The 21,436-nt window shown below is 72.0% G+C and carries 23 protein-coding genes and 1 pseudogene; 8 read left to right on the plus strand and 16 right to left on the minus strand.

What is annotated here, in order from left to right; translation table 11 throughout:
- Positions 1-65: 65 nt before the first annotated feature.
- The 3 genes and pseudogenes from NYZ98_RS01115 to NYZ98_RS01125 form a co-directional block, all read right to left on the minus strand.
- Positions 66-464, minus strand: coding sequence for an MmcQ/YjbR family DNA-binding protein (locus NYZ98_RS01115; RefSeq protein ID WP_262840517.1), 399 nt, complete (start codon positions 462-464; stop codon positions 66-68).
- A gap of 39 nt (positions 465-503) precedes the next feature.
- Positions 504-1,922: pseudogene (locus NYZ98_RS01120) on the minus strand (Tn3 family transposase).
- Positions 1,923-2,729: 807 nt separating this feature from the next.
- Complete coding sequence (locus NYZ98_RS01125; RefSeq protein ID WP_316249513.1) at positions 2,730-3,368, minus strand: DUF4158 domain-containing protein; 639 nt, start codon at positions 3,366-3,368, stop codon at positions 2,730-2,732.
- Positions 3,369-3,478: 110 nt separating this feature from the next.
- Here NYZ98_RS01125 and NYZ98_RS01130 point away from each other — a divergent pair, with 110 nt between their 5' ends.
- The gene (locus tag NYZ98_RS01130; protein ID WP_262840519.1) at positions 3,479-4,336 is read left to right on the plus strand and encodes a helix-turn-helix domain-containing protein; all 858 of its coding nucleotides are present in this window, start codon (positions 3,479-3,481) and stop codon (positions 4,334-4,336) included.
- 36 nt (positions 4,337-4,372) lie between these two features.
- Here NYZ98_RS01130 and NYZ98_RS01135 read toward each other — a convergent pair whose 3' ends face one another.
- Positions 4,373-5,011, minus strand: a complete 639-nt coding sequence (locus tag NYZ98_RS01135; protein WP_262840520.1) for a DsbA family oxidoreductase — start codon at positions 5,009-5,011, stop codon at positions 4,373-4,375.
- A 234-nt stretch (positions 5,012-5,245) separates the two neighbouring features.
- On the opposite strand from NYZ98_RS01135, the gene NYZ98_RS01140 reads away from it, so the two are divergent.
- Positions 5,246-5,842, plus strand: a complete 597-nt coding sequence (locus tag NYZ98_RS01140) for a hypothetical protein (RefSeq protein WP_262840521.1) — start codon at positions 5,246-5,248, stop codon at positions 5,840-5,842.
- Positions 5,829-6,203 carry a winged helix-turn-helix domain-containing protein gene (locus NYZ98_RS01145; RefSeq protein ID WP_262840522.1) on the plus strand — a complete coding sequence of 125 codons (375 nt, stop codon included), beginning with the start codon at positions 5,829-5,831 and terminating at the stop codon, positions 6,201-6,203. The genes NYZ98_RS01140 and NYZ98_RS01145 overlap by 14 nt, the downstream gene beginning before the upstream one ends.
- Here NYZ98_RS01145 and NYZ98_RS01150 read toward each other — a convergent pair.
- From NYZ98_RS01150 to mdcA, 8 genes are all read right to left on the minus strand, one after another.
- The gene (locus NYZ98_RS01150; protein WP_262840523.1) at positions 6,200-7,189 is read right to left on the minus strand and encodes an alpha/beta hydrolase; all 990 of its coding nucleotides are present in this window, start codon (positions 7,187-7,189) and stop codon (positions 6,200-6,202) included. The genes NYZ98_RS01145 and NYZ98_RS01150 overlap by 4 nt on opposite strands.
- Complete coding sequence (locus NYZ98_RS01155; protein ID WP_262840524.1) at positions 7,186-8,229, minus strand: ACP S-malonyltransferase; 1,044 nt, start codon at positions 8,227-8,229, stop codon at positions 7,186-7,188. The genes NYZ98_RS01150 and NYZ98_RS01155 overlap by 4 nt, the downstream gene beginning before the upstream one ends.
- Entirely contained in the window at positions 8,139-8,969 is an 831-nt protein-coding gene (locus tag NYZ98_RS01160; protein ID WP_262840525.1) for a malonate decarboxylase holo-ACP synthase, read from the minus strand. Before NYZ98_RS01160 ends, NYZ98_RS01155 begins: the two co-directional genes overlap by 91 nt.
- Entirely contained in the window at positions 8,960-9,766 is an 807-nt protein-coding gene (gene mdcE / locus NYZ98_RS01165) for a biotin-independent malonate decarboxylase subunit gamma (RefSeq protein WP_262840526.1), read from the minus strand. Before mdcE ends, NYZ98_RS01160 begins: the two co-directional genes overlap by 10 nt.
- A 64-nt stretch (positions 9,767-9,830) precedes the next feature.
- Positions 9,831-10,724: a biotin-independent malonate decarboxylase subunit beta gene (locus NYZ98_RS01170; protein ID WP_262840527.1), complete on the minus strand. Its 894-nt coding sequence runs from the start codon at positions 10,722-10,724 to the stop codon at positions 9,831-9,833.
- Positions 10,721-11,014, minus strand: a complete 294-nt coding sequence (locus NYZ98_RS01175) for a malonate decarboxylase subunit delta (protein WP_262840528.1) — start codon at positions 11,012-11,014, stop codon at positions 10,721-10,723. The genes NYZ98_RS01170 and NYZ98_RS01175 overlap by 4 nt, the downstream gene beginning before the upstream one ends.
- 26 nt (positions 11,015-11,040) lie before the next feature.
- Positions 11,041-12,108: a triphosphoribosyl-dephospho-CoA synthase gene (locus NYZ98_RS01180; protein WP_262840529.1), complete on the minus strand. Its 1,068-nt coding sequence runs from the start codon at positions 12,106-12,108 to the stop codon at positions 11,041-11,043.
- Positions 12,109-12,114: 6 nt separating this feature from the next.
- Positions 12,115-13,767 carry a malonate decarboxylase subunit alpha gene (gene mdcA / locus NYZ98_RS01185; protein WP_262840530.1) on the minus strand — a complete coding sequence of 551 codons (1,653 nt, stop codon included), beginning with the start codon at positions 13,765-13,767 and terminating at the stop codon, positions 12,115-12,117.
- Positions 13,768-13,984: 217 nt separating this feature from the next.
- Between mdcA and NYZ98_RS01190 the strand changes: the two genes are divergently transcribed.
- The 3 genes from NYZ98_RS01190 (at position 13,985) to NYZ98_RS01200 (ending at position 16,839) form a co-directional block, all read left to right on the plus strand.
- Entirely contained in the window at positions 13,985-14,827 is an 843-nt protein-coding gene (locus tag NYZ98_RS01190; RefSeq protein ID WP_262840531.1) for an alpha/beta fold hydrolase, read from the plus strand.
- Positions 14,828-14,965: 138 nt separating this feature from the next.
- Positions 14,966-15,874 carry a hypothetical protein gene (locus tag NYZ98_RS01195; protein ID WP_262840532.1) on the plus strand — a complete coding sequence of 303 codons (909 nt, stop codon included), beginning with the start codon at positions 14,966-14,968 and terminating at the stop codon, positions 15,872-15,874.
- A gap of 101 nt (positions 15,875-15,975) precedes the next feature.
- Positions 15,976-16,839, plus strand: coding sequence for a helix-turn-helix transcriptional regulator (locus NYZ98_RS01200; RefSeq protein WP_262840533.1), 864 nt, complete (start codon positions 15,976-15,978; stop codon positions 16,837-16,839).
- 152 nt (positions 16,840-16,991) lie between these two features.
- Here NYZ98_RS01200 and NYZ98_RS01205 read toward each other — a convergent pair whose 3' ends face one another.
- Genes NYZ98_RS01205 through NYZ98_RS01220 form a run of 4 tightly spaced genes read right to left on the minus strand, consistent with a single transcriptional unit; the run spans position 16,992 to position 20,353 of the window.
- Positions 16,992-18,056, minus strand: a complete 1,065-nt coding sequence (locus tag NYZ98_RS01205; protein ID WP_262840534.1) for an ABC transporter permease — start codon at positions 18,054-18,056, stop codon at positions 16,992-16,994.
- Positions 18,053-18,946, minus strand: coding sequence for an ABC transporter ATP-binding protein (locus NYZ98_RS01210; RefSeq protein WP_262840535.1), 894 nt, complete (start codon positions 18,944-18,946; stop codon positions 18,053-18,055). Before NYZ98_RS01210 ends, NYZ98_RS01205 begins: the two co-directional genes overlap by 4 nt.
- Complete coding sequence (locus NYZ98_RS01215) at positions 18,943-19,347, minus strand: GntR family transcriptional regulator (protein WP_262840536.1); 405 nt, start codon at positions 19,345-19,347, stop codon at positions 18,943-18,945. The genes NYZ98_RS01210 and NYZ98_RS01215 overlap by 4 nt, the downstream gene beginning before the upstream one ends.
- A 46-nt stretch (positions 19,348-19,393) precedes the next feature.
- Positions 19,394-20,353: a helix-turn-helix transcriptional regulator gene (locus tag NYZ98_RS01220; RefSeq protein WP_262840537.1), complete on the minus strand. Its 960-nt coding sequence runs from the start codon at positions 20,351-20,353 to the stop codon at positions 19,394-19,396.
- A gap of 98 nt (positions 20,354-20,451) precedes the next feature.
- Here NYZ98_RS01220 and NYZ98_RS01225 point away from each other — a divergent pair, with 98 nt between their 5' ends.
- Entirely contained in the window at positions 20,452-20,877 is a 426-nt protein-coding gene (locus tag NYZ98_RS01225; RefSeq protein WP_262840538.1) for a VOC family protein, read from the plus strand.
- 1 nt (position 20,878) lies between these two features.
- A complete protein-coding gene (locus NYZ98_RS01230) occupies positions 20,879-21,433 on the plus strand; it encodes a YdeI/OmpD-associated family protein (protein WP_262840539.1) in 555 nt (184 codons plus the stop codon).
- Positions 21,434-21,436: the final 3 nt, after the last annotated feature.

Here is a 21,436-nt window from a genome sequence, read left to right on the forward strand (position 1 = left end):
GTGAATAGGAATGTTTCTCAGCACCGAACCTGGATAAGCGGCAACGTGGGGAGGTAGCCGGCGGTTCATCCACCTGCCTTCAGCCGGAACGCGAGGCGGCGGGGCGCCTGCACGCGATAGCTGTCCGTCACCAGCTCGGCAACCTCGACCCAGTCCGTCTCGTCGTCCAGCACCATTCCCACGACATTCACACCCCAGTCGGCCCGGAAGAACGGAGGGCCGGCATGCGCCAGCGCGGCCAACTCCCCGGGCGGCGCCCGGAAGGTCATCAGGATGGCCGGATCGTCCATATCGATGTACGCCGACCCCCTCTCGTCGGTGGTGTAGACGTGCAGGAACGTCCGCCGGCGAATCCGCCACCGCAGGCCGATCCACGCCGGCTCCTCGTACGCCTCGGGCAGCTCCCCGCAGATCACCCGGAGCCGGCCCACAATGGCGGGTGGAACGTCCGCGATGTCGCTCATCTGTACCTCCCGCGCCCATCCTGCCCGCCGGGTAGGACATCAGAGTCTCCGGGGTTGGCGGGGCGCGCCGACGTCATAGGACTCGGGCCCAGCTCGATCGATCTGCGGATCTTCGTGTCCGTCGACTTCGAGCAGACCATAGATCGCGCCCTGACCCGCAGCATGGCGATGGCCGGATCCGCCGATGCCGCCGAGATCGAACGGTCCTGGCGCCACCGCTACATCCCATCCCAACAGCTTTGATGAACACCAGCGAGGACTGGAGTAGGTGCAGTGCGAGCATGGACACCTCGGCGTGCTCGCGATCGGAACCGGTGAGGGTGCCCTCGCGACCGTAGAAGATCTTGTCGTTGGCGCCGTCCAGTTCTCCACGACCTGCAGCCCATTGTTGATCTCACGGCGGAGTTCCTCGTCGGCGAGGTAGTCGCAGGCGAAGATGGTGCGCACGACCCGGCCGAGTTCTTCCAGGGCGAGGTGGACCGGCTGCTTGGGGCCCCCACTCTTGGACTTCATAAACCGGCGCAGCACCTGCTCGGCCTCGTTAGTGCGAAGGCGGAGCGCGGTCGCGTACTTGATGATCTGATCGTAGTTGCGGGCGATCAGATCCCAGTCGATCGGCCGCTGCTTCAGCACCTTCGCCAGCTTCGGCCACGCGGCCTGGTTCGCGGTCGGCGCGTACAGCTGGATCGCGCCGATGTTCTTCAGCCGGGGCAGCAGCTTGAACTCCAGGACCTCGGTGAAGGCAAAACCCACCAGCGAAGCTCCATGGGTGTCGGTGTAGTTCGCCTCTATGTCGGCGTCGGTGCCGTGCCGCAGCAGCCCCTCGATCATCGCCGCAACCTCCGAGGAGGAACACGACTTCAGCTGTGAGTAGACGCACAGCCGACCCTTGTCGACATGCCAGTAGATCATGACGCCGTAGCCGCCGTACCGGGCGTGGAACTCGGTCATCAGGTTGGAGTCCCAGGAGGCGAACCGCTTTGAGTCCGATGCCGTCGACGTCGACTTCTCCCACCACTTCGGATCCCGGGCCTCCAGGGTCGCATTCACCACGGACACGATCGCGGCACGCAGGTTCTCCCGAGTGATGAAGGTCTGGCGGACGTGCCGTAGCTCGGCCTAGGTGTGACCGTGCTCACCGGTCGCTGACATCTGTCGGATCCCCATGTTGGTGCCGAGCGCGAACAACACGAGCAGAAGCCGCTTGCTCAAGGTCTCCTTGGACAGGACCTCGCGGGTCGCGACCGAGGTGAACAGGTCGGGGAAGTCGGTGATGAACGCGGTGTTCTTCAGGATGTCCAGCAGGTCGATGGTGCCCCAGCGGCGCTGCACCTCGGCCTTCAGAGCGGTGAGGTTCTTCGGCTCGGGCAGCTTGTCGAGCTTCGGGACCGACACCCACGGCTTGCCCTTCCGGGTGGTGATCTTCACGCCTCCCAGCGCCCTGCACGTACACCTCACGGCGCCGCAGCGCCTCCCGCAACGCGATCAGCACGCACAGCTCGTACGGGATTCGCTCGACCCGCCCGGACTCGGCGTCCACCACCGCGTCCCGCCACGCCCACTGCACCACGCCCTCGATCGGCACTCGCTCTGTCTCGGCGTAGTACCGCTCGGTCGCCGCGACCCCCGCGTACCGAGACAGCAAGTCGATCGCGTCCATCACCGGTCGGTAGGCGGTGTTGGTGCACTTGAACTCCAACGCCGCCAGGATCGGCCCGAGCATCCGCCGGTAGTGGTGGGAGTAGGAGCCGCGCAGCTGGTAGCGGATCCGCTCGGAGACAGCCCGCTCGGTAGCCATCAGCTCCCGCGCCAGCGACTTCAGCGTTCCCACCCCACCCGGCACCGCCGGATACACCGCCTCCCGCACCGTGTCGTCGGGGCGCTCGATCGCGGCTTTGATCCTGTTGACGTAGATGCCGCGCTTGCCCCGTACCTTCGTCAACTCGCCGACCAGCTCCCGCTCCACCCGCCGCTCGGCCCGCGCGTTGATCCGGTGAATCAGGTCGATCAGCAGCCCGACCAGCCCGTCGACCAGCTCGGCCTGCCGCGTCCAGCACAATGCCGCCAGCAGCGTGTACCGCACCGGCTCGGAGCTGTCCTCGAAGTCCGAGGGGTACATCCGCATCGCCCGCGTCCGCCACGCCGCCACGATCCGATCCGACACCCCGGAGAAGACCCCGTCCGACAACCCCAGTGACCGAGCCGTCGCCAGCTTCCCGATCTCCGCCAGCAACGTGTCCAACCCCAGCGGACCCGGGTCGGACTTCAACTCCGCCAGCACATGCGGACGGTCCAGCAGATCCTGCAACCTGCCGCACACCACCGACCCCAGTGTGCCCACCACGCCCTCCGAGAACGCCACCTCGAACTTGGAAAGGCCCGACCCCACCACCCGCTCCACCTGGCCGGGCGTCGGCGGCTCCACATCCTCGCTCCGGCATCTGCGGCGCAGCGCCTCAGCAAGCCGCCGGCGACTCGTCTCCGTGGGGCACATCTCCTCCGCCAGCCACCGTGCCCACCGGTCCTCATCCTCCTCCGTCGCCGGCCGCGTCCCGAACGCCCCCTGATCTGTTTGCGGTGATACTCGATCGTCCGCCCCGTCCACCGGTACTTCGCGAACTCCCCGGCGTCGACCTTCACCAGCGACGCCACATAGTCGACCGCGACCAGCGGAACCGCCTGCGGACCGTCCGGGAACCGGCCCTCAAGCTCATAGAACTTCAGCAACAACGCGAACCCCAACCGCGTCGCGCCCGACTTGTTACGGATCAGCTTCCAATCACCCTCGACCAGCGTCCACGAACCGATCAGCTCATCCGGTTCCCACTCCGCGCGCATCCCCACCACTCCCAGACCGAGACCACCACCAGGACATGGCTCACGATCAAGGAAAAGGTCGCCCATTTCACCGGGATTGACCTACTTGCAACCACTACGCGACGAACCCGAAAGATAGCTCTCCGCTACTTTGCGGCTCGCCGTAGCTTTAGGAGTTCCGGGCCGGCACCGGGCAGGTGATCCGGGCCTCGCCCGACGGCAGGCAGGCGTCCGGCCCGCCGGTCCCCGCGTCCAGCACGGCGCCGATCACGCTCGACGGGGAGGAGATCGGCGCGGTGTGGCTGGAACGCCCGGGCCCGCCGGGCCCGCTCGACGACGTGCTGCTGGACCGGCTCGCCATCGCCGCGGCGGCGGTCGTCGAGCGGTACGGCGCGGCCCGCACCACCATGGCCGACCCGGCCCTGGTGGAACTGGCGGTCGGCTCCGGCGCGGACGAGGTGGCAAGGGCCCGGGCGCTGCCCCTGCTGGGGTTCGCCGCCGACGCGCCGGTCCGCGTCGTCGCCGTACGCTCGCCGCTGCCGCTCGACCAGGTCGGCGGCCTGGTCTGCCCGGCTAGCCCGGTGAAGGCGGCGACCCTCTCCGGCGTGGGCGTCATCCTGGCCACCACCGTCGACCCGGCCCGGTTTCCCGAGGGTGTCCGCGCGGGCATCGGCGCGGCGGGAGGCCCCGGCCGGTCCTGGCCGCAGGCCCGTACCGCCCTGCGCTTCACCACCGCGCGCCGGCCGGTTGTCCGGAACGACGACCTCGGCGCGCTGGCGCTCCTGGCCGAGATCCCGCAGGCCGCCTCGCGTGACAACGCCGACGTGGCCGCGGTCGCCCGCGTGGCCGGCAGCCCGGAGGACCTCGCGACCCTGGACGCCTACTGCGCCACCGGCTCCCTGCGCAGGGCCGCCGGCCTGCTCCACCTGCATCACAGCAGCGTCGCCCGCCGCGTCGAACAGCTCGGCAGGTCCCTGGGCGTCGACCTCACCGACCCCGCAGGACTCCTACGGGCCAGGATCGCCCTGACCGCGTGGCGGCTGCTCGGCGACTGAACCGGGACGGCCTGACGTCGACCCGCGGGACCACCGTCAGGCCGCCTCCCAGGCCTGGCGCAGGACGGCGAGCATGGTGCCGGTCTCCTGCGCGCCGGTGACGCCGAACCGGTCGTCGATGACGACGAACGGCACCCCGGTCGCGCCCAGCCGCTGGGCGCGACCGGCCTCGTCGGCGACCTGGCGCTGGTAGCGGTGCTCGGTCAGGGCCTGCCGGGTGGCGGCGGCGTCCAGGCCGATCTCCTCGCCGAGCGTGACCAGGTCATCGACGGTGAAGACCGAACGGGCCGCGCCGAAGTAGGCGCGGAAGGCCAGCTCCCACGCCTCGGTGTGCAGGCCCTGGGCGGTGGCGTGCGCGAGGAACTCGTGGGTCGCGGCGGTGCTGCCCACCTGGTTGTCCCCCACGATGTAGGGATCCAGGCCCTCGCTGTGCGCCAGCTTCTCCACCGAGCCGGTCATCGCGGTGATCTGCGCCTGTCCGAGGCCCATCTTGGCCGCCAGCATCTCCCGGACCGGCCGGACCACCCCGGCGGGGGCGGAGGGGTCGAGCTGGTAGGAGCGGTGGATCACCTCGACCTCGCCGGCGTGCTCGAAACGTTCCAGCGCCGCCTTGAGCCGGTGGTCGCCCAGCCCGCACCACGGGCATATGACATCAGCCCACATCTCGACCTTCATCGCCTTGGGCCTCCGATTTCGTTGGATCTGGGGGTAGGGCAGGGTGCCGCTAGGGTCAGCAACCCCGAAAGGCGCGGCCGCCTTCCCGCGTCCCTCCCCCACTTCCGCGCGAATCGTTCCCGGACGCCAGGACCTCTGTGACGCTCTCAGCCCAAGGTTTGTACGGCAGACCAGTTGGCGCGAGTATGCGCGGTGGGTAGAGTCTGTGTCACCAACTAGTTTGGAGGGATGGAAATGGAACGCGCGCATCTCGAGTCCGCGGCGGCGACCTACTCCTATCTGAGGGGTCTGCTCTCGATCCCGGTGGGCGTCCTGTTCATCCTCGCCGGGCTGAGCAACCTGGAGTGGGGCCCGCTGCGCCAGGTCTGGGTCTTCGGGGCCGCCGTGCTGGCGGCCGGGGTGGCCTACCTGCTGATCACCCGCTATTACACCCACCACTACGGACGGGTCACCCCCTCCACGAGGGCGCAGGTGAAGGCCGTCATCGCCACGATCGTCTGCGCGCTGGTGGTCACCGGCGGCCTGCAGGCGGACTGGTCCCTCGACCTGCCGGTCAACGGCACCGCGATCGCGTTCGCGCTGGTCATGGCGGCCAACTACGCCATACCGGTGGGGCTGAGAGCGCACCACATGGTCATCTGCGGTGCCCTCCTGGTCGCCGGGCTGCTACCGCTCTGGGGTGACGTGGGACCCGACTACAAGATCAACGTGGGGCTCATGCTCATGGGGGTGGCGACCATCGCGGCGGGGATCTTCGACCATGGCGCGCTCAAGCGCACGTTCGGCGCCCCCAAGGACCTCAATCCCGGGAACAGCAATGCTGGAATCTAGTGACGAGGACCTGGTGCTCGACCGCCTGATCCACGAGCCGGGCCGGCTGGCGATCATGACGGTGCTGTCCTCGGTCGCGGCGGCCGACTTCGTGTTCCTCCAGCGCGCGACGCGGCTGACCAAGGGCAACCTGTCCAGCCACCTGGCGAAGCTGGAGGAGGCCGGCCTGGTGGAGATCGAGAAGAAGTTCGTCGGCAAGCGGCCCAACACCAACGTCGGGCTCACCCCGGCCGGCCGTGAGCGCGTCGCCCGGCACTGGGACCAGCTCGAACGCTTGCGCGCCCTCTCGCGGACCGTGGTCCTTCCGCAGGACCCCGCCTCGCCCCGCCCGCTCGGCGGTGAGGTGAGCGGGACCGCCTAGCGCACCGAGCAGAGCGCCGACTCGATCACCGACGTCACCGCGTCCGGGTGCGAGACCAGGGTCAGGTGCGAGCCGCCGCGGAACTCGGTGACCGTCGAACGCGCCCGGCGGGCCATGAACCGCTGCGCGCCCGGGGTGATGATCCGGTCCCCGGTGCTGATGAAGTACCAGGACGGGATCGTCCTCCACGCCACGCCCTTGGAAGGCGCCATGAACGCGCGGGTGGAGGCGGGCCGCTGGGAGGCCCACAGCCGGGCGGCGGTGTCCTCGGGCAGGTCCGAGGCGAACGAACGGGTGAAGACGTCCCGCTTGAGGTACAGCTCCGCCGCCCCCTGGGGCGCCCCCGGGTAGGCCACCTTGTCGTACAGGGAGCCGGGGTCCGCGCCGAGTGCCGAGCCGGTGCCGCTGAGCTGCCCGGTGGTCTCACCGGTGTCGGGCGCCGCGGCGTCGACGTACACCAGGGCCTTGACGGCCGGCACGCCCACGGCCGCGTTCGTGATCACCGATCCTCCGTACGAGTGCCCGACGAGCACGATCGGGCCGGGGATCGTCTTGAGGAAGTCGGCGACGGACGCGGCGTCGGTGGCGAGGTCACGGAGCGGGTTCGCCACGGCCCGCACGGCGTGACCCGCCCGCTGCAGGGAGGCCACCTCGCCACTCCAACTCGACGTACCCGCCCAGGCGCCGTGCACCAGCACGACCGTCACCCCGGCGCGGCCCGGCGAAGGGCAGGGCGCGGTCCGGTTCGCACGGGCGCCGGGCCGTGCACGGTCTACGAGCGCGCTGGGTGGCGCACTGGACGCGAGCGCACTGGACGGCGCGCGTGCCGTCGGGTACGCCTGCCCGGTCGTCGCGGTCGTCGCGGTCGTCGCGGTCGTCGCGGTCGTCGCGGACGCCATGGACGCCCTCGACGGGTCGGCGAGCAGGGCGAGGGCCGTCACGGGCGCGATCACCCTGAGGTGGCGCCGGATGCGCGCGGGTTTCATGCTTCTCCCCCTTGGTCGGTGGGGCGGGGCCGCGCGTGAACGCGGCGGGCGAACAGTGCCGCGTCGGCGACACCGGTGTCGGCGAGGGCGATGACACGGGCGTGCGGGTGGGCGGCCTGGGCGATCCGGGCGAGGACGTGCCCGGGGGGCGTCTGCACGAACAGGGTCGTGCCGAGCTCGCCGAGCAGGGCGGTGACGTCGCGCCAGTTCACCGTGGTCGCGATGCCCCGGGCGAGGTCGTCCAGCACGGCGTCGGCGTCGTGGAGCAGGCGGCCCGTGGCGTCGCCGGCGTAGGGGACGCCGAGGCGGCGCCGGGGAACCGAGGCGAGGTGCTCGGCCATGGCGCCGGCGACCTGGCCGAGCAGCGGGCAGTGCGAGGGGACGCTCACGTCCAGGCGGTGCACGCGGCGGGCCCCGGCCTCGGCCGCCGCCGTGGTGAGGCGGTCCAGGGCGCGGGTGCTGCCGGCCGCCACGACCTGCTGGTCGGTGTCGACGACGGCCAGGTAGACCGGGTCGCCGCCGGTGGACACCGATTCGATCACCCGCCGGGCCTGGGGCACGGTCAGCCCGAGTACGGCGGCCATGCCGTACCCGCGAGGGTAGGCGTCACGCATCAGCTCGCCCCGGTGGTGTACGGCCACGAGCGCCTCGGCGAAGGTCAGCGCCCCGGCGGCGACGGCGGCGGGAAAGGCTCCGGCGGAGTGCCCGGCCACCGCGTCGGGCACGGCGCCTTCGTCGGCCAAGGCGCGGGTCGCGGCGACTCCGGCGACGCAGAGCGCGACCTGCGTGGTCACGGTGGACCGCAACGCCTCCGCGGTGTCCCGCCGGGACGAACCGGGCAGAATCCGCTCCGCCTCGGCGAGCGTCGCGACGACGGCCGGACAATGCGGCAGATCATGGAGCATCCCGGGCCGCTGCGTGCCTTGCCCGGGATACAAAAAGGCAACACTCACGCGAAGCCCTGCGGGTGCGGGCCCCTGGGCGTCCACGGGTCGTCCACCGGGCGCGGGCCGTGGTCGGTACGGGCCATGGGCGCCCATGGGTCGTCCACCAGGTGTGGGCCGTGGTCGGTGCGGGCCAGGACGGGGCCGTCGGAGCGGGCCCATTCGGTGAGGGAGACCCCGCCGCAGGGGGTTTCGAGCTGGCAGTCGACCGTGCCGGGGAGGGCGGCGAAGGCGGCGACCAGCCGAGCGGCCCAAGCCGGCTCCAGCCTGCGCGGGGTCCGGATCAACAGGTCCACATCGCTGCCAAGGTGGGTGACCGGCTCCCCGGTGGCCAGTTCGAAGCCGAGGCTGCCCGTCGGACCCCAGACGGCGGCGTCCGGCTCGTCCGCGAGGCGGACGGCGATGGCGGCCAGGGTGGCGGCGAGCCGGGGCAGACGGGGCCGTCGTGCCGCCACCTTCTCGGGCGGCACCGAGCGGATGACCGCGCCGGCGGGCACCAGGACGGCGTGCCGATGCCGGCGCTCGGGCCCACGCACACCGGCCGGGATGAGACCGGGCGGGTGCGGTGCCCGGCGTACGACGACCCAGGGACAGGCGTCGAGCGACGTGCGAACCCACTCAGGAAGCGGGCCGCCGAGCGACGCCTGAGCCCACTCAGGAAGCGAATCGCCGAGCGACGCACGGGCCGATTCAGGGAGCGGATCGCCGAGCGATAACCGGGCCCACGCAGGGAACGGGCCGCCGAGCGACGCCTGAGCCCACTCAGGAAGCGGGCTGTTGAGGGCGGCGGCGCCGGTGAGTCGCAGCAGGTCGTGCGGGCGGGCGGTCACCTCCATTGCGCGGCGAGCGCCTCGTGGACGCGGCGGGAGGCCGCCCGGGTGTGCCGTGCGCTTGGCGAGGTGAGGCGGCCGCTCAGGTCGCGGGGTCCCTGACGGGCCCGTCCGACGGCGGCCGCGAGCGCCGCCTTCACCTTCTGGACGTCCTCGGGGGTCGGGTCGCCGGCGTCCTGGACGTCCAGGAGTTCGTCGCACAGGCCGAGTTGCGCCCAGTCGGCGACGGCGTAGGACAGCGGCAGGATGCGCCGCCCCAGCTCGTCGAGCTCCTCGATGGTCCTGCGGGTCACCTTCGCGGCGGCCTCCTTGTGCATGGCATGGATCACCACGCCGGGGTCGTCGAGCGCCAGGATCTGACCGGCCTGCGCGCCGTGCGCCAGGAACCCGCCCGACAGCGCCGTCCCGACGATCAGCGCGATCACGGGATGCCCGGCGGTGCGGGCGGTGACGTAGGCGTCCGTGGCGACGGCCAGGGCGTGGTGGATGCCGAGCAGTTCCTCCAGGCGCCCGTACGCCTGGCTGGGCACGTCGACCACGGCGATGACCGGACGGCGGCGTTCGTCGGGCAGGCGGGCGTCCTCGGTGACGACCCTGGTCACCGCCTCGGCGAGCGACAGCCCTTCGGCGAGACCGACCTCGCCCGCGCGGGCCCGGCGGTAAGGGCTGTCCGGGTCCGGTACGACGGCGACCAGGCGGGCGGTGTCGCCGCCCAGGGTGAGATCCGCCGTGATCACCGACGGGATCACCGCGGCCACGTCGCCGTCAGCGAGCGCCCCCGTCCACTTCCGCCCCCGGCTCATCGCCCCTCCCCAACGGCGGTCACGTCGCCGTCGGCGAGCGCCCGCGTCCAGTTCCGGCCCCGGCTCATTGAGCGTCCCCCTCCTGCGGTGACGCCGTCGCCCAGGCGGCCGCGAGGCCGGACGGCTCCGGCGGGTCGGCCGGGTCGACGGCGTGGAGGTGGGCCCGCAGCTCGCCGAGCCGTTGGGAGCGGTGCTCGGCGGGCACGCCTTGTGCCACGGCGTCGATCACGGCGGATCGGATGGCGGTGACGTCGTCCAGGACCAGCGTGTCGGCCAGTGCGGTGCCCGTGCGCTGCGTGCCGCCGTCGATCGACCAGATCAGCGGGTGGTCGGAGGCGTCGAACTCGGCGGCGCCCGCCTCGGACTCGATCACCTGGGGGCCGTCGAGCCCGAGACGGCCCTCCCTGGTCATGATCAGCCGGGTGCACAGGCCGGCGGCGATGCTCATGCCGCCGAAGCAGCCCAGCGCTCCGGCGATCACCCCGATGACGGGCTGAAGGGGACGCAGCTCCAGCAGCGCCGAGCACACCTCCGCGACCGTGGCCAGGCCCAGGTTGGCCTCCTCCAGGCGGACACCTCCGGTCTCCAGCAGCAGGATCGCGGCCGTCGGGGTGCCGTCGCGGTTGTCCCCGGCGGCCAGGGACAGCGCGGCGGCGATCTTCGCCCCAGAGACCTCGCCGACCCCGCCGCCCCGGAATGCCTGTTCGACGGCGATCACGACGGCCGGCCGCCCGTCCAGCCGTCCCTTGACCACGATGACGCCGTCGTCGGACTCCGGGACGACACCCTGGGGTTCCAGCCAGGGCGACTCGATCCGGTCGAAGGGACCGCACAGCTCGCGGGCGGTGCCGGTGTCGAGCAGCGCGACGGCGCGCGCCCGCGCGCCCAGCTCGATGAAACTGGCGCGGTCGAGCAGCGCCCGCCAGTCCGCGTAGACGTCGTGCGTCCTGGACGTCATGTCCGGCTCTCCTCGATGGCCTGCCGTAGGCGCAGGGTGACCACTCCTGGGGTGGCTCCGAAGTCGTTGAGCTCGAAGTTCCCGGCGACGCGGTGGCGGGCGAAGAACCGCTCCAGCACGGTTCGCCATACTGTGTCGAACCCGTCGACGCTGGTGCGTACGCGCACCCGGGCGACGGGGGCCGGCTCCGGGGTGACCAGGACCTCCAGGTCCCCAGAGCCGACCACCCCGGTGTGCGCCCGCCGGGCGGGCGGCCGGTCGGCGGGGAACTCGTAGTTCAGTGTTCGCACGGGCGTACCTCTCGTCAGGTCCGGCATCAAGCCTCCGGTCCGGGGAACGGGATCCGGCCACCTCCCGTCCGGGAATCGGTCTCCGGCCCTCCGGTCCGGGGGACGGGGTCCGGCCCTCCGGTCCAAGGGGCGCAGTACGGCCCTCCGGTCCAGGGGGCGGGGTACGGCCACGGCACCAGGCCTGCGGTCCGGGGGACGGTCTCCGGCCCTTCCGTCCGGGAATCGGTTTCGGGCCACGGCACCATGTCCAGGAAGAGTGCGGCGGCCAGCAGGTCGGCGCTTCCGCCTGGCGACAGCCGTCGTGCCGTGCACTGCCCGTCCAGTTCGGCGAGGGCCGCGCGGCCGGGGGCCGTGCCCGCTCCCCCCTCGGCCAGGACACGCTCGGCGCCGGAGCGCACGACGCGCAGGCCTTCGGGGCCGCCGCGATGCAGGACGCAGGTGTCGTCCAGGAGGCTCATCACCTCCAGCAACGCGTCCAGCCGGGCCACCTCCTCGGTGCGCCCGGCCGCCCTGGCACGGCGCAGTCGCGGCAGGGCGACCTCGATGACGTGCGGGAAGCCGGCCTCGGCCTCACCGCCGGCGCCCCGCGCCCCGTACCGGCGCCGGGCCCGCTCGCCATGCGAGACCCGGCCCCCGGGGAGGTACCGGTCGGGCAGGGCGGCCAGGCCGGCCGCGCGGCAGGCGGCCTCCCGCTCGTCGCCCGCGCCGACGGCGGCGGCGACCAGCAGCCCGAGCGCCCACAGCGCGCCCCGGTGGGTGTTCACCCCACGGGTGGTCCGCAGCATGGCCACCTCGCCGGCACGGCCGAGCCGCCCCAGCTCCTCCCGCAGCTCGCGGAGCGCGGCGTCGGTGTTCGTTCGTGCGGCTGTGGCGGCGGCGGATCGGAACGTGGGGCGCAGTGACTCGGCGGAGGCCAGGAGGAGCGGCAGGTTCATGTCGTGGTGGGCGCCCGGTCCTCGGCGGTCCGTCAGGCCGGGCTTGGGAGTCAGCCACGCCTCCTGGCGGAGCGCCCGGACGGCCAGGCCGGCGAGCACGGCGGGGGACGGTCGCGACGCCCGTGAACGCGCCACGGGCCGGTCACCGATGACGGTCATCGCCGGTCACCACGTCCGGAACCCGGCGGGCGGATCGTACAGGCCGCCGGACCAGGCCACGAGGTCCTCGATGCCGCGAGCCGCCAGCAGGGAGCGGTCGGCCCTGCGGACGTCGACCTTGAGGTCCTCGGGCAGCGCCACCAGGCCGTCACGGCGCAGTTCCTCCACCCGCCGCTCGGTCATGTCACGGCCGACCGGCGTGGCGCCCGCGATCGCGGCCAGCGCTTCGCATCGTTCGGACAGGCTGGTGGCCTTGTAGAGATAGGCGACCCCCTCCTCGGTCACCACATGGCTGACGTCGTCGCCGTAGATCATGATCGGCGGGATGGGCATGCCGGCGTCCTTGCCGACCTGGATCGCGTCCAGGGACTCCACGAACGCCGGGGTGCCGCCGGAGCGGAAGGTCTGCGTGATCTGCACGACGAGCTTGCGCCCCCGCAGCGCGGGCGCCTCGCCGGTCGGCAGGCTCAGCCAGGCGGCGGAGGCGTGCCGGCGGCCGTGCGGATCGTGTCCCATGTTGGGGGCCCCGCCGAACCCGGCCAGGCGGCCCTCGGTGACCGTCGAGGAGTTCGCGCGCGCGTCGATCTGCAGCGAGGAGCCGATGAACATGTCCACGGCGTACTGGCCCGCGAGCTGGCACAGTACCCGGTTGGACCGGAGCGATCCGTCCCTGCCGGTGAAGAACACGTCCGGGCGGGCGGCGACGTATCGCTCGGTGCCCGGTTCCCCGCCGAAGCAGTGCACCGACTCGACCCAGCCGCTCTCGATGGCGGGGATCAGCGTCGGGTGCGGGTTGAGCGTCCAGTGCTTGCAGATCTTGCCGCGCAGGCCGAGCTCCTCGCCGTAGGTGGGCAGGATGAGCTCGATCGCGGCGGTGTCGTAGCCGATCCCGTGGTTCAGCGTGGTCACGCCGTGCCGTTCGTAGACGCCGCGCAGCGCCAGCATGGCCATGAGGATCTCCACCTGGCCGATGTGGCGGGGGTCGCGGGTGAACAACGGCTCCAGCGCGAACGGCCGGGGGCTCTCCACGACCAGGTCCACCCAGTCGCCGGGGATGTCCACCCGGGTCACGTGATCCACCAGCTCGTTGACCTGGACCAGGACCACGCCGTCGTGGAACGCCACCGCCTCGGCGATGGTCGGGGTGTCCTCGGTGGCCGGGCCGGTGTACAGGTTCCCGTCGCGGTCGGCCTGCTCGGCGCACAGCAGCGCGACGTCGGGGGTGAGGTCGACGAACATCCGCGCGTACAGCTCGACGTAGGTGTGGATCGCCCCGACGTCGACCTTTCCGTCGGCGAGCAACTGCGCCATGCGCGTGCTCTGCGGGCCGGCGTAGGAGAAGTCGAGACGGCGGGCGACGCCGCGCTCGAAGACGTCGAGGTGCTCGCGCAGGCTGATCGAGGAGATCAGCAGGTGGAGGTCGTGGACCACCTCGGGATCGCAGCCGGCCAGCGCCTCGGCGAGGAAGTCCGCCTGTTTCTGGTTGTCGCCCTCCAGGGCCACCCGGTCGCCGGGACGCAGCAACGCCTGCAGGGCGTCGCGTATCCGCCCGGCGGCGAGGACCCGGCCGGAGGTGAGGGATCGCACCGCTTCCAGCCGCTCGCGCTTCGCGGTCCGCCGCTGGGTCCAGTCCCGGGTGACCGCCGTCGTGAGTATCACCAAAAGCCCCCAATTGCGCTCCTGGAGTCCGGTACCTCGCAAATGGGGAGAATTAACTCAAATACCAATAAAATCTCCCATTGTACGAAACGGCAGGGCCGGGTTCCGGCAGATGCCCGCCCCGGTGCCGGGCGGGTGCCAGCGTCCTGCCAGGAGTCCGCCAGCCACGGCCGCCAGGCTCAGGCGTCAGGTCGGGAACGGCAGGAGGAGACGCGTGATGGGCAGGAAGACGGCGGAGATCGCCTGGCGGAACGGCATGGTGGCCTCCCGGGACGGGACGGCGATCAGCTTCCTCAGCACCGGGCGCGGGCCGGGGCTGGTGGTGATCCCTGGCAACAACCGCCGCGCCCACCACTACGAGGCCCTGGCCCGCGAGCTGTCCGGGACGTTCACCGTCCACGTGATCGATCGGCGGGGCCGGGGGCTGAGCGGACCGCAGGGGCCGGGCTACCGGATCGACGACGAGGTGGACGACGCCCTCGCCGTGATGGACCACACCGGGACCGAGCTGCTCTTCGGGCACAGCTACGGCGGCCTGGCCGCCCTGCGCCTGGCGCTCAGGCGGCGCGTCGCGCGCCTGGTGGCGTACGAGCCGGGCGTCAGCGTCCACGGGTCGTTCGACGGGAGCTGGCTGCCGGAGTTCACCGCGCTGCTCGCCCAGGGCAGGAAGGGCGCCGCGATGGCCACGTTCCTCAAGCGCACCGGCCTGTCCCCGATCGGCGACGCCCCGATGCCGGTGTTCCGGGTCCTGGCCTTCCTGCTGCTCCATGGGTCCGACGGTGCCGAGACCCGCGCGATGATGCCGACGACGCCGGCCGAGATGGGCGAGATCGTCCGCCTGGACGGAGACGGCCGCGAGTACGCGCGGATCACCTCCCCGGTCCTGCTGCTGGGCGGCTCCAAGAGCCCCGCGTACCTGACGACCCCGCTGCTGGCGGACCTGGCCCGCGGCATGCCGGACGCCCGCCACCTGATCATGGAGGGCCTCGACCACAACGCGCCCGACCTGAACGCCCCCGCCGTGGTCGCCGGCCAGATCACGGCCTTCGCCCACTGGTGAGCCCCCGGGGTCTCCCGACCGCCCCGCCCGGTTCGTCCGTCTGAGGGAACCCGTTGCGTACCTGATCATCCGTCACCGATGATGGGGCCGGATCCATCCGCAGGTTCGTCGATCGTGCAGATGATCGGGAGGCCGGAGATGAGCACGCGCGTCTTGGTCGTGGCCCTGTCCGGGGTCGTCGCCGTGCTCCTGGTGGTGATCGTCATCCTGGTCGCCGGTCGCGGTGACGGCGGAGAGCGGGCCTCGGCCCCTCGGACGGCCACCCCGGCGACCGTGACCGCCACCCCGGCGTCACCCGCCCCGGTGACCCCGGCGCCTGTGCGGAGCTGGGACAAGGGACGGTGCCTGGACGTGGTGGCCGTCGAGGACACCCCGGGCCCCGCCGGCGTGGTGCCCTGCGAGTCCCCCGGGGCGCGGTCGAAGATCATCGCCCTGGCCGCGAACGCGCCGGCCGGATGCCCGCCGCCGACCGACGCCTCCCGCGAGGTCCCGGCCGCCGCCGGCGGGACCGAGGGGCGCGGCGCCTGCCTGCGCAACCTCGCCGGCCCGCATGCCGGCGATCCGGGCAAGGGCGGCGGCATCCTGCGCGTCGGCGACTGCGTCTACATCGCCGAGCCGTCCGACACCAAGGACACCCACCCCCAGGAACGCCCCTGCACCGACAAATGGGGCCCGGGCAAGATCTACGGCTTCTACAAGAAGAAGTCGCAGTGCAAGTACCCCAGCGGCTATTACGACGACCATTACACCAATCGTCGCGACCACTCCAGCAAGCCCGTCATCTGCACCACAGAGGGCTATGACGTCGTGGACCCCGGCGCGCACTACGCCAAGGGCATCTGCGTGCGCAAGCCACGGACCTTCGCCAGTGGCCTGCCGGGCGCGCGGACCGTCGTCGGGGACCTGGACAAGATCTCGTGCGGCGCCAAGAAGGCGTGGTCCAAGGTCGTCGCCACCGTGAGCCACTCGGAATGCCCGAGGGGCACGACGAGCACGCTGGTCGACACCCACTGGTACCCCAGCACCACCTGCCTGCGAAAACTGTGATCCCACGCCCAAAGTGACCGGATCGGCCCGCGGCGGGCCGGCCCGTTGACTAGGAGTGACAGGGACAGGATGAAATGCCCGCCACGACCTACCCTTGGACCATGGCGACAGGAAGTGAACTGGGCGAATACCTGCGGATACGCCGTGAGAGGCTGCGTCCCGGCGATGTCGGGCTGCCCAGCGGGGTCCGCCGCCGGGTCCCCGGCCTGCGGCGCGAGGAGGTGGCGCTGCTCGCCGGCATCAGCATGGAGTACTACCTGCGCCTGGAGCAGGGCCGCGACCAGCATCCCTCCGGCCAGGTCATCGACAGCATCGCCCGCGCCCTGCAACTCGAGCCCGACGCCGAGACCCACCTGCGGCGGCTGGCCCGGCCGGCGCCCAGGACCGCCCGGCGCAGGACCCCCCGGCCCGAGCGGTGCAGCGTGAGCGTGCAGAATTTGATCGACAACTGGACGACCACGCCCGCCCTGGTCCACGGCCGCTACATGACCACTCTGGGCGCCAACGCGATGGCCGTGGCGCTGAGCCCGTTCTTCTCCCCCGGCGTCAACCACCTGCGCGCCGCGTTCGTCGAGCCGGAGATGCGGGAGTTCTACCGCGACTGGGATGACATGACGGCCAAGGCGGTCGGCTACCTGCGGTCGGTCATCGGCGCCTCGGTCGACGACCCCCGGCTGGTCGAGCTGATCGGCGAGCTCAGCCTGGGCAGCGAGCGCTTCCGGACCCTGTGGGCCCGCCAGGACGCGCGCCAGAAGACCAGCGGGATCACCCGCGTGCTCCACCCGCAGGTCGGGGCCCTCGATCTGCACTACGAGAAGCTGGCGCTCCCGGGCGCGCCCGGCCAGATGCTGGTCACCTACCACGCCGAGCCCGGCTCCCCCTCCCACGAAGGGCTGCAGCTCCTCGCGCACCTGGCCACGCCTCGCGCCCAGGACCCGGTCCTGGCGTCGCGCACGCTGCGCTGACCGACCCCGCCTTCGGCGACGACGAGTTCGGGGTGGGTTTCGCCTACGTCGCCAACCGCATGATCGGCCACGGAGACGCCCGCGCCGGCCGCCTGGTCACGGCGGTCCGTGAGTGTCTGCACGGCGCCTGACCCCGGACGGCCCGAAGGGTGTCAGGACGGGCGGCGGCGGATCCATCGGAAGCAGAGGGCCGTGACGCCGAGGGTGAGCAGGGCGTAGACGCCGGTCTCGAGCCACTGGAAGGGCCAGAAGCGGCTGTCGGGCTGGTAGGTGACCTCCTGCCGGTAGCCGAGCCGTTTCATCTCGGCCACGCACGCCGAGAGCCATGACGGCGCGGGGCGGGGCCTCGGCGGCGCGGCGTCGGGCGGCGGGCGGTCGTCGCCGCCGCCCGGCGCGCAGACGGAGGTGGGCAGGGGGACGAGTTCGACGGTGTGCCCGGAGGCGTCGACGGTGCGGCTGGACAGGATCCAGCGGTCGGTGCCGCTCACCTGGACCCGTACCAGCACGGAGCGGTCCTCCGGTGTGCCGATGCCCTCCACGTCCAGGGCGGTGATCTCGCTGAGGGTACGGACGGGCGGCAGGAGATGGGGCCGGACCAGCAGCGGCATGGCGACCTGGACGGCGGTGAACAGGGCCAGGGTGACGGCCATGGCGGGCAGGGTGCGGCGGACCACCATCCCCGTGGCCACGCCGAGGGCGAAGGCGAAGGCCGCGTACCCGATGGGGACGACGCCGCGCGCGGCGAACAGCAGCGGAGTCATCCGAGGGACGTCCTGGGCGGCCGCCTCGTCGAGAGGGCCGGCCCACAGGGTCACCAGGAGGGCGCTCACGCCCGCGACGGCCATGGCGGCCAGGCCGGGGAGCGCGAGTTTGACGGTCAGCCAGCGGGTGCGGGTGACGCTCTGGTTCCACACCAGCCGGTGGGTGCCGCCCTCCAGCTCGCGGGCGATCAGCGGCGCGCCCCAGAAGAGCCCGATGAGCGCCGGCAGGACCAGCACGATGAGGGAGACGACGAGGAAGACGTCCTGTTTGGTGCGGAAGAACAACTGGCCGAATTCCACGCAGTCGCGGCTCCCGGCGACGCAGGCGGCGAGCCCGGCGGAGTACTCGTCGGCCAGGCCCGGCCCGGTGAGGCCGAGGACGACAGCCAGGGCCGCCAGCGCGGCGAACGCCACGGCCGCCGAGACGCGGAACTGCCGCCAGGTGAGCCAGATCATCGCTGGATCTCCAGGACGGGCCGGGGGGCGGCGGCGGGAGGAGGCGTGTCCATGTAGGCCAGGACGAGGTCTTCCAGGCTGACCTGACTGACGGTCCACGCGGGGTCGAGGATCGGCGCGGTGGTGCGGACGATGAGGGTGCTCTGCCGGTCGGTGTGGCTGGCGGAGACGACGTGCTGGTCGGCGGGCAGCCGGCCGGGGTCGCGGCGGGGGCCGGTGAGCCGGTGGTGGGTGGCCAGCAGCTCCTCGGCGTCCCCGGAGATCCGCAGGCGGGAACCGGCCAGCACGATCAGGTGGTCGCACGTCCGTTCCAGGTCGGAGACCAGGTGGGAGGAGAACACCACGCTGAGCTCCTGGTCGGCGACGGCCTCCATCAGGCCGCGCATGAACTCGCGGCGGGCCAGCGGGTCGAGCGCGGACACCGGTTCGTCAAGGATCAGCAGCTCGGGCCGTTTGGCGATGCCCAGGGTGAGGGCGAGCTGGGCGCGCTGGCCGCCGGAGAGCCGTCCCGCCCGGCGGGCGGGATCCAGGCCGAGCCGTTCGACGCGCCGCCGGGCCAGCTCGTGGTCCCAGGTGGGGTTGAGCCGGGCGCCCAGCCGCAGGTGGTCGGCGATGCTCAATCCGGGGTAGAGCGGGGTGTCCTGGGCGACGTAGCCGACCTTGGCCAGTTGCGCGGGGCCGGCGGCGGGGGTGCCGCCGAGCACGGTGATGGTGCCCGAGGTCGGCGCGATCTGGCCGCAGGCCAGGCTGAGCAGCGTGGTCTTCCCGGCTCCGTTGGGGCCCACCAGTCCCACGACGCGCCCGGCGGGGACCTCCAGGGTGAGGTCCGACAGCGCCCAGCGCCTGCCGTACTTCTTGCCCAGTCCCTGTGCGGCCACGACGGCGGTCACGCTATTTCCTCCTGGGCGGCGGTACGAAAGGTCGCCGTGAACAACGCCTCGATGCTCTCGTCGTCCATACCGGCCCGCCTGGCCTTGGCCAGCCACCGCCGCAGCTCCAGGCGCAGCGGGCCGTGCGCGGCCAGCGAGGCGTCGGTCAGCGTCGTGGTCACGAACGTCCCCACGCCCGGCCGGGCGGCCACCAGGCCCTCGTGCTCCAGTTCCCGGTAAGCCTTGAGCACCGTGTTCGGGTTGATGGCCAACTGGGTCACCACCTCCTTGACCGTCGGAAGCTGATCTCCCTCACCCAGCAGGCCCAGTCGCATCGCCTGCCGCACCTGCCGGACCAGTTGCAGATACGGCGACAGGCCCGACCGGTCGTCCAGGTGGAACTCGATCATCACGATTCCCATTCATCTAGTTATCTAGTGCCATAAGTCGCATAATCGGATGCCCGTGTCAAACCGGGGGCTCGGCCGCCACGATGTAGCGCTCGGCGAGTTCGCGCAGCAGGATCCTGAGCTCCGGCGGGTCCAGCACGTGAAAGGCGACGTCGAGGCTCGTCAGGTATCCGACGAGGTCGCGCAGGGAGTCGCCGCCGGTCTCCAGGACGCAGCTGTGCTCGTCGAGCGGGCGCACCAGGCCGCCCGCCGGGGTCACCCGCCCGGCGATCTCCTCGGCGGAGGCCTCCAGACGGACGCGCGCGCGGTGCCTGTAGGCCAGCGAGGCGGTCCCGCGCACGACGTGGCTCGCCGCGTCCTCGGGCGGCTCGCGCGGAGTGAACCTCGGCCCGGTGGGCGTGCGCGGCCGGATGCGGTCGGCCCGGAAGGTGCGCCAGTCCTGCCGGTCGCCGTCCCAGGCGAGCAGGTACCAGCGGCGCCCGGTGTACACCAGGCGGTACGGCTCCACGCGGCGCGAGCTGGACCGGCCATCGTGCCCCTGGTAGTCGAAGCGCAGCTCCCGGTTGTCGCGGCAGGCGCCGGCGATGGTGGTGAGCGTCTCGGCGTCCACGGTCGGGCCGCCGCCCGCCGCCGAGACCGTGGCGTGCCGCAGGGCGTCCAGCCGGTGCCGCAGCCGGGCCGGCAGCGTCTGTTCGAGCTTGGTCAGCGCGCGCAGCGAGGTCTCCTCGATCCCGGTGACCGTGCCGGCCGCCGCGGCGCGCAGTCCCACGCCCACCGCCACGGCCTCGTCGTCGTCGAGCAGCAGCGGGGGCATCGCCGACCCGGCGTCGAGCCGGTAGCCGCCGGTGATCCCGGTGCTGGAGCGCACCTCGTAGCCGAGGATGCGCAGCCGTTCGATGTCGTTGCGCACGGTCCTGGTGGTGACGCCGAGGCGTTCGGCCAGTTCGGCGCCGGACCAGTCGCGCCGTACCTGCAGCAGGGTCAGCAGCCGGAGCAACCGGACCGAGGTTTCCAACATTTCCTCAGTCTGGCAGGCATTGCGGAACCACAGCTTCCACAACTACCAATATCGTTCATCGTAGAGAACAGCGACAAACACTGATGAAAGGTCACATTGTGAGCCTGCGAGGATTCAGCACGATCAGCTTCTGGGCCGACGACGTGACGGCGGCCGTGGCGTGGTACGCCGAGTTCCTGGGCGTGGAGGCCTACTTCACCCGCCCCGGGCCGGACGGGCGCCTCGCCTACGCCGAGTTCCGCATCGGCGACCACCAGGACGAGCTGGGCATCATCGACCGGAACTACCAGCCGCCCGGCGCGGCGACCGAGCCCGGCGGCGCGGTCATGCACTGGCACGTCGACGACCTGGACGCCACCGTCGAGCGGCTGCTGTCGCTGGGCGCCAAGGAGTACCAGCCGATCACCGCGCACGGCGAGACGGGGTTCGTCACCGCCGCGGTGGTCGACCCGTTCGGCAACGTGCTGGGTGTCATGAACAACCCGCACTACGTCGAGGTCATCGCCTCCCTGACGTCGATCTGACATGGACGTCCTCGATTTCTCCGATTCCGGCCGGTGGGAGTCCTGGCTGGCCGCCGAGCACGAGGTCCGGACCGAGGCGTGGCTGCGGATCGCCAAACGGCACTCCGGGCTCGTCTCGGTCACCACGACCGAGGCCCTCGACGTGGCCCTGTGCTACGGCTGGATCGACGGCCAGCGCAAGGCCGGCGACGAGGTGTCGTTCCTGCAGCGGTACTGCCGCCGCCGGCCGAGGAGCTCCTGGTCGAAGGTCAACGTGGCGAAGGTCGAGGCGCTCACGGCGGCCGGGCGCATGCGGCCGTCCGGGATCGCGGAGGTCGAGGCCGCCAGGGCGGACGGCCGCTGGCAGGGCGCTTACGAGTCGCAGCGCACCGCCGAGGTCCCGCCCGACCTCGCGGCCGCGCTGGCCGGCGACGCCCGCGCCGGCGAGGCCTTCGAGCGCCTCGGCCGGTCCGATCGGTACGCGGTGATCCTTCCGCTGCTCAAGGCCCGCACCCCCGAGACCCGCGCCAAGGCCCTGACCCGCGCGCTCACCCGCCTCGCGACGTCACAACCCTGAGGG

The sequence above is a fragment of the Sphaerisporangium corydalis genome (assembly GCF_025506355.1).
In the GTDB taxonomy this organism is placed as follows: Bacteria; Actinomycetota; Actinomycetes; order Streptosporangiales; family Streptosporangiaceae; genus Sphaerisporangium; species Sphaerisporangium corydalis.